At 63.3% G+C, this 13,074-nt stretch carries 13 protein-coding genes; 10 read left to right on the forward strand and 3 right to left on the reverse strand.

The window, feature by feature from the left end; translation table 11 throughout:
* Positions 1 to 86 precede the first annotated feature (86 nt).
* A complete protein-coding gene (locus tag IAE38_RS05575) occupies positions 87 to 947 on the reverse strand; it encodes a glycine betaine ABC transporter substrate-binding protein (protein ID WP_028634675.1) in 861 nt (286 codons plus the stop codon).
* Between the two features lie 195 nt (positions 948 to 1,142).
* Between IAE38_RS05575 and IAE38_RS05580 the strand changes: the two genes are divergently transcribed.
* Complete coding sequence (locus tag IAE38_RS05580) at positions 1,143 to 2,705, forward strand: glycoside hydrolase family 17 protein (RefSeq protein WP_201216605.1); 1,563 nt, start codon at positions 1,143 to 1,145, stop codon at positions 2,703 to 2,705.
* Positions 2,706 to 2,718: 13 nt separating this feature from the next.
* Here IAE38_RS05580 and IAE38_RS05585 read toward each other — a convergent pair whose 3' ends face one another.
* Positions 2,719 to 3,072 carry a hypothetical protein gene (locus IAE38_RS05585; RefSeq protein ID WP_201216433.1) on the reverse strand — a complete coding sequence of 118 codons (354 nt, stop codon included), beginning with the start codon at positions 3,070 to 3,072 and terminating at the stop codon, positions 2,719 to 2,721.
* A gap of 189 nt (positions 3,073 to 3,261) precedes the next feature.
* Between IAE38_RS05585 and IAE38_RS05590 the strand changes: the two genes are divergently transcribed.
* Both IAE38_RS05590 and IAE38_RS05595 read left to right on the forward strand, forming a co-directional pair.
* On the forward strand, positions 3,262 to 4,560 hold the full coding sequence (locus tag IAE38_RS05590; protein ID WP_028634671.1) for a serine/threonine protein kinase: 1,299 nt from the start codon (positions 3,262 to 3,264) through the stop codon (positions 4,558 to 4,560).
* Positions 4,553 to 5,380 (forward strand): MlaA family lipoprotein, encoded by an 828-nt coding sequence (locus IAE38_RS05595; RefSeq protein ID WP_028634670.1) that lies wholly within the window; start codon positions 4,553 to 4,555, stop codon positions 5,378 to 5,380. The genes IAE38_RS05590 and IAE38_RS05595 overlap by 8 nt, the downstream gene beginning before the upstream one ends.
* Before the next feature lie 45 nt (positions 5,381 to 5,425).
* On the opposite strand, the gene IAE38_RS05600 is transcribed toward IAE38_RS05595, so the two are convergent.
* Positions 5,426 to 6,361, reverse strand: coding sequence for a lipid A biosynthesis lauroyl acyltransferase (locus tag IAE38_RS05600; protein ID WP_028634669.1), 936 nt, complete (start codon positions 6,359 to 6,361; stop codon positions 5,426 to 5,428).
* Positions 6,362 to 6,472: 111 nt separating this feature from the next.
* Here IAE38_RS05600 and minC point away from each other — a divergent pair, with 111 nt between their 5' ends.
* From minC to IAE38_RS05635, 7 genes are all read left to right on the forward strand, one after another.
* Positions 6,473 to 7,231, forward strand: a complete 759-nt coding sequence (gene minC / locus IAE38_RS05605) for a septum site-determining protein MinC (RefSeq protein WP_028634668.1) — start codon at positions 6,473 to 6,475, stop codon at positions 7,229 to 7,231.
* Positions 7,232 to 7,331: 100 nt separating this feature from the next.
* Positions 7,332 to 8,144 carry a septum site-determining protein MinD gene (minD, locus tag IAE38_RS05610; RefSeq protein ID WP_201163722.1) on the forward strand — a complete coding sequence of 271 codons (813 nt, stop codon included), beginning with the start codon at positions 7,332 to 7,334 and terminating at the stop codon, positions 8,142 to 8,144.
* A 3-nt stretch (positions 8,145 to 8,147) separates the two neighbouring features.
* A complete protein-coding gene (gene minE, locus IAE38_RS05615; protein WP_028634666.1) occupies positions 8,148 to 8,402 on the forward strand; it encodes a cell division topological specificity factor MinE in 255 nt (84 codons plus the stop codon).
* A gap of 156 nt (positions 8,403 to 8,558) precedes the next feature.
* Positions 8,559 to 9,194, forward strand: a complete 636-nt coding sequence (locus IAE38_RS05620) for an RluA family pseudouridine synthase (RefSeq protein ID WP_201216436.1) — start codon at positions 8,559 to 8,561, stop codon at positions 9,192 to 9,194.
* Positions 9,195 to 9,295: 101 nt separating this feature from the next.
* On the forward strand, positions 9,296 to 10,585 hold the full coding sequence (locus IAE38_RS05625) for a M18 family aminopeptidase (RefSeq protein WP_028634664.1): 1,290 nt from the start codon (positions 9,296 to 9,298) through the stop codon (positions 10,583 to 10,585).
* Positions 10,586 to 10,696: 111 nt separating this feature from the next.
* Positions 10,697 to 10,864: a hypothetical protein gene (locus tag IAE38_RS05630; protein ID WP_169338822.1), complete on the forward strand. Its 168-nt coding sequence runs from the start codon at positions 10,697 to 10,699 to the stop codon at positions 10,862 to 10,864.
* 44 nt (positions 10,865 to 10,908) lie between these two features.
* Complete coding sequence (locus tag IAE38_RS05635) at positions 10,909 to 13,062, forward strand: mechanosensitive ion channel family protein (RefSeq protein ID WP_201216438.1); 2,154 nt, start codon at positions 10,909 to 10,911, stop codon at positions 13,060 to 13,062.
* The last annotated feature ends 12 nt before the right edge of the window (positions 13,063 to 13,074 follow it).

The raw sequence follows: 13,074 nt of genomic DNA on the forward strand, positions 1-13,074 counted from the left end.
GCGTAGGAGCGAGCGCAGCTCGCGATGCGCCGCGCGGGCGGCGCTCGGTCTAACAGGCGCTAAAGAAATTTCGGCAAGCGCCTAAATCACTTGCCCGTCCACTCCTTCACACGGTCAGGGTGCTTGGCAACCCAGTCCTTGGCAGCGGCTTCGGGCTTGGCACCTTCCTGGATAGCCAGCATGACTTCGCCGATCTCATCCTTGGACTGCCAGCTGAACTTCTTCAGGAAGTCGGCCACTTCAGGGGCCTTGGTGGCCAGTTCCTTGCTGCCGATGCTGTTCACGGTTTCAGCAGCGCCATAGACGCCTTTCGGGTCTTCGAGGAACTTCAGTTTCCATTTGGCGAACATCCAGTGCGGCACCCAGCCGGTCACTGCGATGGACTGCTGCTTGGCATACGCGCGGCCCAGTTCGGCCGTCATCGCCGCACCGGAACTTGCCTGCAGTTTGTAACCGGTCAGGTCGTAATCCTTGATGGCCTGCTCAGTCTTGATCATCACACCCGAGCCGGCATCGATGCCGACGATTTTCTGTTTGAAGGTGTCATCGGTCTTGAGGTCGCCGATGCTGACGGCCTTGACGTACTCAGGCACGATCAGGCCAATCTTGGCATCCTTGAAGTTGGCGCCGTAGTCGACCACGTTGTCCTTGTTCTTGGCCCAGTACTCACCGTGGGTGACGGGCAGCCAGGCAGACAACATGGCGTCGAGCTTGCCGGTGGCCACGCCCTGCCACATGATGCCCGTGGCCACGGCCTGCAGCTTCACGTCATAGCCGAGCTTTTGCTTGATTACTTCGGCTGCCACGTTGGTGGTGGCCACGCTGTCAGCCCAACCGTCCACGTAGCCAATGCTTACTTCTTTGGCCATGGCCTGTGTACCGCTCATGGCCAGTGCCAGGGCGGCGCCCACACCCAGGACACGTCGCATTTTTGTTAGAGTAGCCATCAAAGCATTCCCTCGTCAGGTCTTGGAGATTCCATCATCTGCCTGCATGGCAGCCGGACCTGATCCACCTGCGACCCCCAGGCGCCCATCTGCGACAGCACTGTGCCATTAGCGGCATGGGCCTGCTGCTGCCTGCGCGATACTTGCATGCCAAAGTGTTGGCGCCGGGCTACTATCCTCCCCTTTGCACCCGACATGGACTGCCCGATGCCCAGTACCGCCCGCTTGCTGATGCCACTTTACCTACTCGCCTGCCTGCTGGGCCTGGCCGGGCTGGGCGGGCTCTGGTACGGGCTGGGCAAGCCTGTGCAGTTACCTGACGCTGCCGGCCCTGCGCACAAGTTGCAGTGCGCCTCCTATACCCCTTTCGACAAAGACCAGTCGCCCTACGACCAGCCGTTTCGCCTGCGCCCGGCACGCATGGATGCGGACCTGGCGCTGCTGGCTGAGCGTTTTCAGTGCATCCGCACCTATTCCATGAGCGGTCTTGAAGCCATCCCGGCGCTGGCGCGCAAGCATGGGCTGAAGGTGATGCTGGGTGCCTGGGTCAATGCCCACCCCGCCGATACCGACAAGGAGATCGAACTGCTGATCGCCGCCGCCAATGCCAACCCGGATGTGGTGAGCGCGGTGATCGTGGGCAACGAGACCCTGCTGCGCAAGGAGATCACCGGCACACGGCTGGCAGCGTTGATCACCCGGGTAAAAGGCCGGGTGCAGGTGCCTGTTACCTATGCCGATGTCTGGGATTTCTGGTTACAGCACCCTGAAGTGGCACCGGTGGTGGACTTTCTTACCATTCACCTGCTGCCCTATTGGGAAGATAACCCCCGTGGCATTGATGATGCCTTGGCCCATGTGGCCGACGTACGCCGGCAATTTGGCCTGCGGTTCGCGCCGAAGGGCATCCTGATTGGTGAAACCGGCTGGCCCAGCGAGGGGCGCCAGCGCGAAACAGCAGTGCCCAGCCGGGTCAACGAGGCCCGTTTCATCCGCGGGTTCGTTGCCATGGCCGAGCAGAACGGCTGGCGCTACAACCTGATCGAAGCGTTCGATCAGCCCTGGAAGCGCGCCAACGAAGGCGCTGTTGGCGGCTACTGGGGGCTGTATGACGCCAACCGCCTGGACAAGGGCGTGCTGGAGGGGCCAGTCAGCAACCTGCCCGATTGGCCCCAATGGTGGGCGGCCAGCGCCGTGCTGATGGGGCTGATGTTGCTGCTGGCCGGGCGGCCCAGCGGCACGCAGGCCGCCGTCGCGCTGCCGTTGCTGGCCGCATTTGGCGCGGGTTGCCTGGGGCTGTGGGGTGAGCTGATGCGCACCCATGCGCGGTTCGCTTCGGAATGGGTGTGGGCCGTGCTGCTGGCGGGGCTGAACCTTGTGGTGCTGGCCCACGGGGCCCTGGCACTGGCGCAACGGGCCGGCTGGCGCCAGCGGCTGTTCGCCGGGTTGCAGGCGCAGGCAGGCAGGGTTCTGCTGGTGGCCGGCGTTGCGGCAGCGGTGAGCATGCTGGCGATGGTGTTCGACCCGCGCTACCGCAGCTTCCCCAGCGCCGCACTGGCGCTACCGGCGCTGGTTTATGTGCTGCGGCCGGTGCCGGTGCGGCGCCGCGAAGTGACGCTGCTGGCGTGCATCGTCGGTGCCGGGGTAGTGCCACAACTGTTCATTGAGGGCGCTCACAACCAGCAAGCCTGGGTTTGGGCGGCCGTGAGCGTGGTGATGACGGCGGCCCTGTGGCGCAGCCTGCGTCTCGCCCGGTAACAGCCCAGGCTCGCTACCGCACCAACCGCAACCCCGCCAGCACCAACGCGAACACCGCCATGCTGGCGGTATACAGCACCAACGCCGGCACCGCAAACACCAGGGCCAAGCCGGCCAGCCAGGCGCCAGCACGCCCGCGCACCACCAGCCCCAGCAGCGCCAACGCCAACCCACCCCAGGCCAGTACCTGATAGTGAATGCCCAACCCCAGCAACGCACGCACCTCACACTGCCAGTACGCCGCAGGCTGCGTGCACAGGCCCACCCACTGCCCGTCCTCCATCAGCCCGTAGCGCACGCCATAGCTGGCCGCAAGCCACAGCCCGACAAACAACACCGTCAATACAGCCGGCCATGTACGCGTCATCCATCTCTCCAGCAGTGGTCATAGAAAACGCGCATGATGGCGCAGGGCCCATTTCAAGGCAAAATGCTAGGCCTGCAGCTATGTTGCAGATAACAGGTACACCAAAGGCCATCACGCCCGGCAACTTTGCCTGGGGCGCCGTGGTCCTAGCCTGCACACGCGCCACCTTGCGTTCTTTTGGGGGATTACATGCTTCGATTTATGCGCCTCGCTGCCGTTCTCGGCAGCTTGCTCATGGCTGTGGCCGCTTCTGCGCGGGATATCGACGCCGCGAGCTATGGCTACCCCTTGACCAACCCGTTCGAGGCGACCATCGCCACCACGCCGCCAGACCAGCGCCCGATGCTGCCCAGCGACGATGAAATCGACCAGTCCGACTACAGCCTCACCCTGCGCCCAGAGCGCGAATTCACCCTGCCCGACAACTTCTGGGCGGTGAAAAAGCTCAAATACCGCCTGGCTCGCCAGGACCACGCCGCGCCGTTGATTTTCATCATCGCCGGTACCGGGGCATCCTACAGCAGCAGCATCAACGAATACCTCAAGAAGCTGTTCTACCAGGCCGGTTTCCACGTGGTGCAGCTGTCGTCGCCCACCAGCTTCGACTTCATCAGCGCTGCCTCGCGCTTCGCCACCCCCGGCATCAGCCAGGATGATGCCCAGGACATGTACCGCGTGATGCAGGCAGTCCGGGCCCAACATGCACGGCTGCCGGTCACCGACTTCTACCTCACGGGGTACAGCCTCGGTGCGCTGGATGCCGCGTTCGTCAGCCACCTGGACGAAACCCGCCGCAGCTTCAACTTCAAGCGCGTGCTGCTGCTGAACCCGCCGGTGAACCTGTACACGTCCATCAACAACCTGGACAAACTGGTGCAGACCCAGGTGAAAGGCATTGACCGCAGCACCACCTTCTACGAGCTGATGCTGGAAAAACTTACCCGCTACTTCCAGGAAAAAGGCTACATCGACCTCAACGAGGCCTTGCTGTACGACTTCCAGCAGTCCCGTCAGCACCTGTCCAACGAACAGATGGCCATGTTGATCGGTACTTCGTTCCGCTTCTCGGCGGCCGACATCGCCTTTACCTCCGACCTGATCAACCGCCGCGGCCTGATCATCCCGCCCAAGCAACCGATCACCGAAGGCACCAGCCTCACGCCCTATTTCAAGCGGGCCCTGCAGTGTGACTTCGACTGCTACATGACCGAGCAGGTCATCCCCATGTGGCGGGCGCGCACCGGTGGCGGCACCATTCTGGAACTGACCAACCAGGTAAGCCTGTACGCGCTCAAGGACTACCTGCAAAACAGCAAGAAGATCGCCGTGATGCACAACGCCGATGACGTCATCCTGGGCCCAGGCGACATCGGCTTCCTGCGCAAGGTGTTCGGCGACCGCCTGACCCTCTACCCCCATGGCGGCCATTGCGGCAACCTCAACTATCGCGTCAACAGTGACGCCATGCTGGAGTTCTTCCGTGGTTAACAAACTCCTCTTTGCCGCGGCGCTGCTGGCCGCAGGCCATACCCTGGCCGCAGAAACCGCCCCACGGGCCAGCGTGGTCGAGGGCGACCCGCAGGTGATCGGCACCGCGCCCCTGGCCCCAGAGGCAGACGGCTTTCTCGACCCGCTGCGCGAGCTGAAATTCAACCCGGGGCTGGACCAGCGCGAGTTCGAGCGCTCCACCCTGGAGGCATTGAACGTGTACGACCCGCTGGAGTCGGTGAACCGGCGGGTATACCACTTCAACTACCGGCTGGACCAATGGGTGCTGCTGCCGCTGGTCAACGGTTACCAGTACATCACCCCGCGCTTCGTGCGCAGTGGCGTGACCAACTTCTTCAACAACCTGGGCGATGTGCCCAACCTGTTCAACAGCGTGCTGCAGTTGAAGGCCAAGCGCTCGGCAGAAATCACCGCCCGCCTGATGTTCAACACCATCATTGGCGTGGGCGGGCTGTGGGACCCGGCCACCCGCATGGGGCTGCCGCGCCAGAGCGAAGACTTTGGCCAGACGCTGGGCTTCTACGGCGTGCCGGAAGGCCCGTACCTGGTGCTGCCACTGCTGGGCCCGTCCAACCTGCGCGATACCACCGGGCTGGTCGTGGACTATGCCGGCGAACAGGCCGTCAACTACCTGGACGTGGCCGATACCAGCAAGAAGCACCCGGAAATCTTCGCCTTGCGCGTGGTGGACAAGCGCTACACCACCAACTTCCGCTATGGCCAGCTGAACTCGCCGTTCGAATACGAGAAAGTGCGCTACGTGTATACCCAGTCGCGCAAGCTGCAGATCGCCGACTGAAACCGCTGCGCCACTGCCACCCGCTGGGCAGTGGCGCAACACCGGTCAACGGCTTTTCTTGTCGTACAGCCGGGGCGCCCCTTCCGGGCGTGACTTGAACCGGCGGTGGGCCCACAGGTACTGCTCCGGGCACTCGCGCAACACCCCCTCCACCCACTGGTTGATGCGCAGGCAGTCGGCCTCTTCGCTTTCACCCGGGAAGCCCGCCAGCGGCGGGTGGATCACCAGGCGGTAACCACTGCCGTCCTCCAGGCGTTTTTGCGTGAACGGAATCACCTGCGCCCTGCCCAGGCGGGCGAACTTGGTGGTGGCGGTCACCGTGGCGGCCGGGATGCCGAACAGCGGCACGAAAACACTTTGCTTGGCGCCATAGTCCTGGTCAGGTGCGTACCAGATGGCGCGGCCTGCCCGCAGCAGCTTGAGCATGCCGCGCACGTCCTCGCGCTCCACGGCCAGCGAATCGAGGTTATGGCGCTCACGGCCGCTGCGCTGGATGAAGTCGAACAACGCATTGCCGTGCTCGCGGTACATGCCATCGATGGTGTGCTGCTGGCCGAGCAACGCCGCGCCGATTTCCAGGGTGGTGAAATGCACCGCCATCAAGATGGCGCCCTGGCCGGCCTGTTGCGCCGCCTGCAAGTGTTCAAGGCCCTCGACGTGGGCCAGGCGCGCCAGCCGGGCCTTGGGCCACCACCAGCTCATGGCCATTTCGAAGAAGGCAATGCCGGTGGAGGCGAAATTGGCCTTGAGCAGGCGCTGCCGTTCGTCAGCCGACAGCTCGGGGAAACACAGCTCCAGGTTGCGCGCGGCAATGCGGCGGCGTTCGCCGGCAAAGCGATACATGACCGCACCCAGCGCGGCACCCAGCTTGAGCAGCACCTTGTACGGCAACTGAACCACCAGCCACAACAGGCCCAGGCCCAGCCACAGGCCCCAGAACTTGGGGTGAAGGAAATAGGGGCGAAAACGCGGGCGTTCCATTGAAGCTTCCGGTAAGACAAAGGCCGCGCATTCTACAACGGATCAGCACAAGTTGCGGGCAACCGGTCTTATCGTTATAAGTCAGGGCACTTTTTCCGCAACAAGCCGTCTATGCAGACCATGAGCCAAAACCACACACCCGACACCGCCTCCGTGTTCCAGCTCAAGGGCAGCATGCTCGCCATCACCGTACTGGAACTGGCGCGCAATGACCTTGAAGCCCTTGACCGCCAACTGGCAGCCAAGGTCGCCCAGGCGCCCAACTTCTTCAGCAACACGCCGCTGGTGCTGGCGCTGGACAAGCTGCCGGCTGGCGAAGGCGCAATCGACCTGCCCGGCTTGATGCGGATCTGCCGTCATCACGGCCTGCGTACCTTGGCCATCCGCGCCAATCGCATCGAGGACATTGCGGCCGCCATTGCCATCGACCTGCCTGTGCTGCCGCCGTCTGGTGCCCGCGAACGGCCACTGGAGCCTGAGCCGGAAGTGCGCAAGCCTGAGCCTGCGCCCACCCCGCCACCGGTGGTGGAGCCTGAGGTGCGGCCCACCCGCATCATCACCTCGCCAGTGCGCGGCGGCCAGCAGATCTACGCCCAGGGCGGCGACCTGGTGGTGACCACCTCGGTCAGCCCGGGTGCGGAACTTCTGGCCGATGGCAACATCCATGTGTACGGCGCCATGCGCGGCCGGGCCCTGGCCGGTATCAAAGGCAATACCAAGGCGCGTATCTTCTGCCAGCAAATGACCGCCGAGATGGTTTCCATTGCCGGCCAGTATAAAGTCTGCGAAGACTTGCGTCGCGACCCGCTGTGGGGCACCGGCGTGCAAATCAGCCTGTCTGGCGACGTGTTGAACATCACCCGTCTTTAACGGATACTTGCCAGCATTTTTAGCGCAACTTTTTTACCGTTGCCGTTATTTCAGTTATTTGCAGGGACTTGCGTCCCGATCATTTTAGGGGTGAAACACCTTGGCCAAAATTCTCGTGGTTACTTCCGGCAAAGGGGGTGTGGGCAAGACCACCACCAGCGCCGCCATTGGTACCGGCCTCGCACTGCGTGGCCACAAGACCGTCATCGTCGACTTCGACGTGGGGCTGCGTAACCTCGACCTGATCATGGGCTGTGAACGCCGCGTGGTGTACGACTTCGTCAACGTCGTCAACGGCGAAGCCAACCTTCAGCAAGCCCTGATCAAGGACAAGCGCCTGGAGAACCTGTACGTGCTGGCCGCCAGCCAGACGCGTGACAAGGACGCCCTCACCCAGGAAGGCGTTGAAAAGGTACTGATGGAACTGAAAGAACAGTTCGAGTACGTGATCTGCGATTCGCCGGCCGGCATCGAGAAAGGTGCCCACCTGGCCATGTACTTCGCCGATGAAGCCATTGTGGTCACCAACCCTGAAGTGTCCTCGGTACGTGACTCCGACCGCATGCTGGGCATTCTGTCGAGCAAGTCGCGCCGCTCCGAAAAGGGCGAAGAGCCGATCAAGGAACACCTGCTGATCACCCGTTACCACCCAGAGCGCGTGGTAAAGGGCGAAATGCTGAGCGTGGCCGACGTCGAAGAAATCCTGTCGATCAAGCTCAAGGGCGTGATCCCGGAATCGCAGGCGGTGCTCAAGGCATCCAACCAAGGTATCCCGGTCATTCTCGACGACCAGAGCGATGCCGGCCAGGCCTACAGCGACGCGGTAGACCGCCTGCTGGGCAAAGAGAAGCCGATGCGCTTCATCGATGTACAGAAGAAGGGATTCTTCGAGCGCATTTTCGGGAGCAAATAAACCATGAACCTTTTTGACTTCTTTCGTGGCAGACAAAAACAGACCAGCGCGTCGGTGGCGAAAGAGCGTCTACAGATCATCGTGGCGCACGAGCGCGGCCAACGCAGCGAACCGGACTACCTGCCGGAGTTGCAAAGAGAACTGCTGGAAGTCATTCGCAAGTACGTGAACATCGGCAACGATGACGTGCATATCGAATTGGAAAACCAGGGAAGTTGCTCGATTCTGGAGCTGAACATCACCCTGCCTGATCGCTGATACCGCGAGCAGGAGTGGGTTATTGGGGCTGCTTTGCAGCCCGTCGCCGGCACACCGGCTCTTACAGGCCATGCACATGCCTGTGGGGCTCGGTTTGCCGGCGATGGGCCGCACAGCGGCCCCACTGCTTTTCACCGATTCAACCGAGACCACGCAATGCCGCTGTCCACTATCCAGATCCTGCACGAAGACGCCGCCATCCTGGTGATCAACAAACCCACCCTGCTGCTGTCCGTGCCCGGCCGGGCGGATGACAACAAGGATTGCCTGATCACCCGCCTGCAGGAAAACGGCTACCCCGATGCGCTGATCGTGCACCGCCTGGACTGGGAAACCTCCGGCATCATCCTGCTGGCCCGCGATGCCGACAGCCACCGCGAGCTGTCGCGTCAGTTCCATGACCGGGAAACCGAAAAAGCCTACACCGCACTGTGCTGGGGCCAGCCGACACTGGACAGCGGCAGCATCGACCTGCCGCTGCGCTACGACCCGCCTACCAAGCCCCGCCATGTGGTCGACCATGAGCAGGGCAAGCATGCCCTGACGTTCTGGCGCATCCTCGAACGCTGCGGCGACCACTGCCGTGTTGAACTGACGCCCATCACCGGCCGCTCCCATCAGTTGCGGGTGCATATGTTGTCCATCGGCCATCCGCTGCTGGGCGACCGCCTGTACGCCAACCCCGAAGCCCTGGCAGCCCACCCGCGGCTATGCCTGCACGCCTGGATGCTGAGCTTTACCCACCCGGTATCCGGGCAGCGGTTGAAGTTCGAGTGCCCCGCACCGTTCTGAACGGCCGGTGAGCACACAGGCAGGCCGCCTGGGGCTTGCCCCTGAGCGGGTTTTTATTGAAGCTTGCAGCTTGCTGCCAGCCGCTTGACCCGGAGTAAGCCATGCGCGATGTACTGAACTCAGGCCTTATCGAATTTCTGAAGGCCTCCCCTACCCCATTCCATGCCACTGCCAGCCTGGCCCAGCGCCTCGAGGCGGGCGGCTATCAGCGCCTGGATGAGCGCGACAGCTGGGCGGTGGTACCCGGTGGGCGCTACTACGTCACCCGCAACGACTCGTCGATCATCGCCATCCAGCTGGGCAAACAGTCGCCGCTGCTCAACGGTATCCGCATGGTCGGCGCCCACACCGACAGCCCCTGCCTGCGGGTAAAGCCGCAGCCAGAGCTGCAACGCCAGGGCTTTTTGCAACTGGGCGTGGAGGTGTACGGCGGTGCCCTGCTGGCGCCGTGGTTCGACCGCGACCTGTCGCTGGCCGGGCGCGTTACCTATCGCCGTGACGGCAAGGTCGAAAGCCAACTGATCGACTTCGCGCTGCCGATTGCGGTGATCCCCAACCTGGCCATTCACCTGAACCGTGGGGCCAATGAAGGCTGGGCCATCAACCCGCAGAACGAGCTGCCACCGATCCTGGCCCAGGTGGCCGGCGATGAGCGCCTCGATTTCCGCGCCGTGCTCACCGAGCAACTGGCCCGCGAACACCAACTGAACGCGGATGTGGTGCTGGACTACGAGCTGAGCTTCTACGATACCCAGGCCGCTGCCCAGGTGGGGTTGCAGGGTGATTTCATTGCCGGCGCACGGCTGGACAACCTGTTGTCGTGCTACGCCGGGCTACAGGCGCTGCTGGCCGCCGACAGCGATGAAACCTGCGTGCTGGTGTGCAACGACCACGAAGAAGTGGGCAGCAGCTCGGCCTGTGGCGCCGACGGCCCGATGCTGGAGCAGACCCTACAACGCCTGCTGCCCGATGGCGACGCCTATGTGCGCACCATCCAGCGCTCGCTGATGGTGTCGGCCGACAACGCCCATGGCGTACACCCCAACTACGCCGACAAGCACGACGGCAATCACGGCCCCAAGCTGAACGCCGGGCCGGTGATCAAGGTGAACAACAACCAGCGCTACGCTACCAACAGCGAAACCGCCGGGTTCTTCCGCCACCTGTGCATGGCCGAGGAAGTGCCGGTGCAAAGCTTCGTGGTGCGCAGCGACATGGGCTGCGGCTCCACCATCGGGCCGATTGCAGCCAGCCACCTGGGCGTGCGCACGGTGGACATCGGCCTGCCCACCTTCGCCATGCACTCGATCAGGGAACTGTGCGGCAGCCACGACCTGGCGCACCTGGTGAAAGTCCTCACAGCGTTCTACCGCAGCCGCGAACTGCCTTGACCTGCACTGGGCGTGCCCGGGCTTCTGGCTTGGGCATGCCCGGGGTCAACCCGCCTGGGCGGTAACGCGCTATGCTTGCTTCAAGGTTTCACTGCACAAGGATCGTCGCCCATGTCACCGTTTCTGTCCCTCTTCCTGCCTGTCTGTGTTTTTCTGCTGTTGCTCACCCTCGGCTTCGGCATGCGCGAGCGTAACGTTGGCGTGCTGATGATGTGGCTGGGCACACTGGGCATCTTTGGCCTGACCTGCTGGAAGATCCTGGAGAAACTGCCGACATAAACCTCTACACTCGGTCAATCGTTTGACCTGAGGTAGATTTGCCAGTGCCTGCCCTTCTGCGTTACCTGCTGCTGTTGCTTCTGCTGTCTTTCACCTCGGCCCACGCCGCGGGCCTGCCCGGCCTGCTCGGCGGCAGCGCCCCTGCGCAACCCCAGGCCACCGAGCCGCTGGGCAAGTCGCTGGACGAGGTGATCAAGAACCTTGAAAACGACCAGCAGCGGGCCAAGCTGCTGGCCGACCTGAAAAAGCTGCGCGACGCCACACGGCAATCCCAGCCCAGTGTCGAGCAAGGGGTGCTCGGCCTGATCGGGGGGGCCCTGCATGATTTCGAGGCGCAGTTCAGCGGCGACGCCAGCCCGTTCCAGCGCTGGGGCCTGGAGATCGAGCAGGCCAAGGCGGAGTTGGCCGAACTGGTAGTACCGGTGCACCAATGGCCGGCCATTCTGTTCGGCTTTGCTGCGGTGATTGCGGTGTGGAGCGTGCTTGCCTTCGCCTTCAACTGGGTGGGCCACCGGGTTCGCCTGCGCTTTGGGCTGAGCGAGGAACTGCCACAGCACCCACGTACCTGGGACTTGGTGCGCTTTGCCCTGCGCAAGCTTGGCCCGTGGCTGGTGGCACTGGTGTTCACCGTGTACCTGAGCTTCGTGCTGCCCCCGTCACTGGGCAAGTCGCTGGCCATGGTGCTGGCCTATGCCTTGGTGGTGGGTACCTGCTTCTCGGCGATCTGCGTGATCGCCTTCTCGCTGCTGGATGGCCCGCACCGCCACCGTGCCCTGCACATCCTGCGGCACCGCGCCTTCCGCCCGTTGTGGATGATCGGCAGCTTTGCCGCCTTCGGCGAAGCCATGGGCGACCCACGGCTCACGGCAGCGCTGGGCACGCACCTGGCCCATGGCGTGGCCACGCTGGCCAACGTGGTGGCAGCGGTATGCACCGGCTTGTTCATCCTGCGTTTCCGCCGGCCTATCGCTCACCTGATCCGCAACCAGCCGCTGTCGCGCCGCCTTACCCGGCGCACCCTCAGCGACACCATCGAGATTCTGGGCAGCTTCTGGTTCGTGCCCGCGCTGATTCTGGTGGCCATCTCGCTGTTCGCCACCTTCGTGTCGGCGGGCGACACCAGCACCGCATTGCGCCAGTCCCTGATGTGCACGGTGCTGGTGGTGGTGTGCATGGTGCTCAACGGCCTGGTACGCCGGCATGCCGCCAACCCCAAGCGTGCCAGCAAGCGCCAGGCCGTGTATGCCGAGCGCCTGCGCAACTTTGGTTACCTGCTGTTGCACCTGTTCATCTGGCTGGTGTTCATCGAGCTGGGCTTGCGGGTGTGGGGCTTGTCGATGCTCAGCTTTGCCGAAGGTGACGGCCATGACATCAGCCTGCGCCTGCTGGGCCTGGCGACCACGCTGATCGTGGCCTGGCTGGTGTGGATCCTGGCGGACACCGCCGTGCACCATGCACTGGTGCGCTCGCGCCGCGGCCTGGCCAACGCCCGTGCACAAACCATGATGCCGCTGATCCGCAACGTGATGTTCGTGTTCATCTTCATCATCGCGGTGATCGTGGCCCTGGCCAACATGGGCATGAACGTGACGCCGCTGCTGGCCGGTGCCGGTGTGATCGGCCTGGCGATCGGTTTTGGTGCCCAGTCGCTGGTCGCCGACCTGATCACGGGGCTGTTCATCATCATCGAAGACTCCCTGGCCATCGACGACTACGTGGATGTAGGCGGCCACCTGGGCACGGTGGAAGGGCTTACCATCCGTACCGTGCGCCTGCGGGACATCGATGGCATTGTGCACACCATCCCGTTCAGTGAAATCAAGAGCATCAAGAACTACTCCCGCGAGTTCGGCTACGCCATCTTCCGCGTGGCCATCCCGCACAGCATGAACATCGATCAGGCCATCACGCTGATCCGCGAAGTGGGGCAAAAACTGCGCAGCGACCCGCTGATGCGCCGCAACATCTGGTCCCCGCTGGAATTGCAGGGCGTGGAGAGTTTCGAGTCGGGGTCGGCGATCTTGCGGGCGCGCTTCAAGACTGCGCCTATCAAGCAATGGGAAGTGTCCCGGGCCTTCAACCTGGCGCTCAAGCGCCAGCTGGATGAGGCTGGGCTGGACCTGGCAACGCCACGGTTGTCGGTGCAGGTGGTGACGGCCGGTGGCGGTGCCATGGCTGACACGGCGGCGTCCAGCTAGGGTACTGCCGCT

Source organism: Pseudomonas sp. S32 (assembly GCF_016648095.1).
Taxonomy (GTDB): domain Bacteria; phylum Pseudomonadota; class Gammaproteobacteria; order Pseudomonadales; family Pseudomonadaceae; genus Aquipseudomonas; species Aquipseudomonas parafulva.

Coding starts and splice junctions, on each gene's coding strand:
- minC (WP_028634668.1), top strand. CDS start 6,473: ATGCAGACCATGAGCCAAAACCACACACCCGACACCGCCTCCGTGTTC.
- IAE38_RS05630 (WP_169338822.1), top strand. CDS start 10,697: ATGTCACCGTTTCTGTCCCTCTTCCTGCCTGTCTGTGTTTTTCTGCTG.
- IAE38_RS05585 (WP_201216433.1), bottom strand. CDS start 3,072: ATGACGCGTACATGGCCGGCTGTATTGACGGTGTTGTTTGTCGGGCTG.
- IAE38_RS05600 (WP_028634669.1), bottom strand. CDS start 6,361: ATGGAACGCCCGCGTTTTCGCCCCTATTTCCTTCACCCCAAGTTCTGG.
- IAE38_RS05625 (WP_028634664.1), top strand. CDS start 9,296: ATGCGCGATGTACTGAACTCAGGCCTTATCGAATTTCTGAAGGCCTCC.
- IAE38_RS05620 (WP_201216436.1), top strand. CDS start 8,559: ATGCCGCTGTCCACTATCCAGATCCTGCACGAAGACGCCGCCATCCTG.
- IAE38_RS05575 (WP_028634675.1), bottom strand. CDS start 947: ATGGCTACTCTAACAAAAATGCGACGTGTCCTGGGTGTGGGCGCCGCC.
- IAE38_RS05580 (WP_201216605.1), top strand. CDS start 1,143: ATGGACTGCCCGATGCCCAGTACCGCCCGCTTGCTGATGCCACTTTAC.
- minE (WP_028634666.1), top strand. CDS start 8,148: ATGAACCTTTTTGACTTCTTTCGTGGCAGACAAAAACAGACCAGCGCG.
- IAE38_RS05590 (WP_028634671.1), top strand. CDS start 3,262: ATGCTTCGATTTATGCGCCTCGCTGCCGTTCTCGGCAGCTTGCTCATG.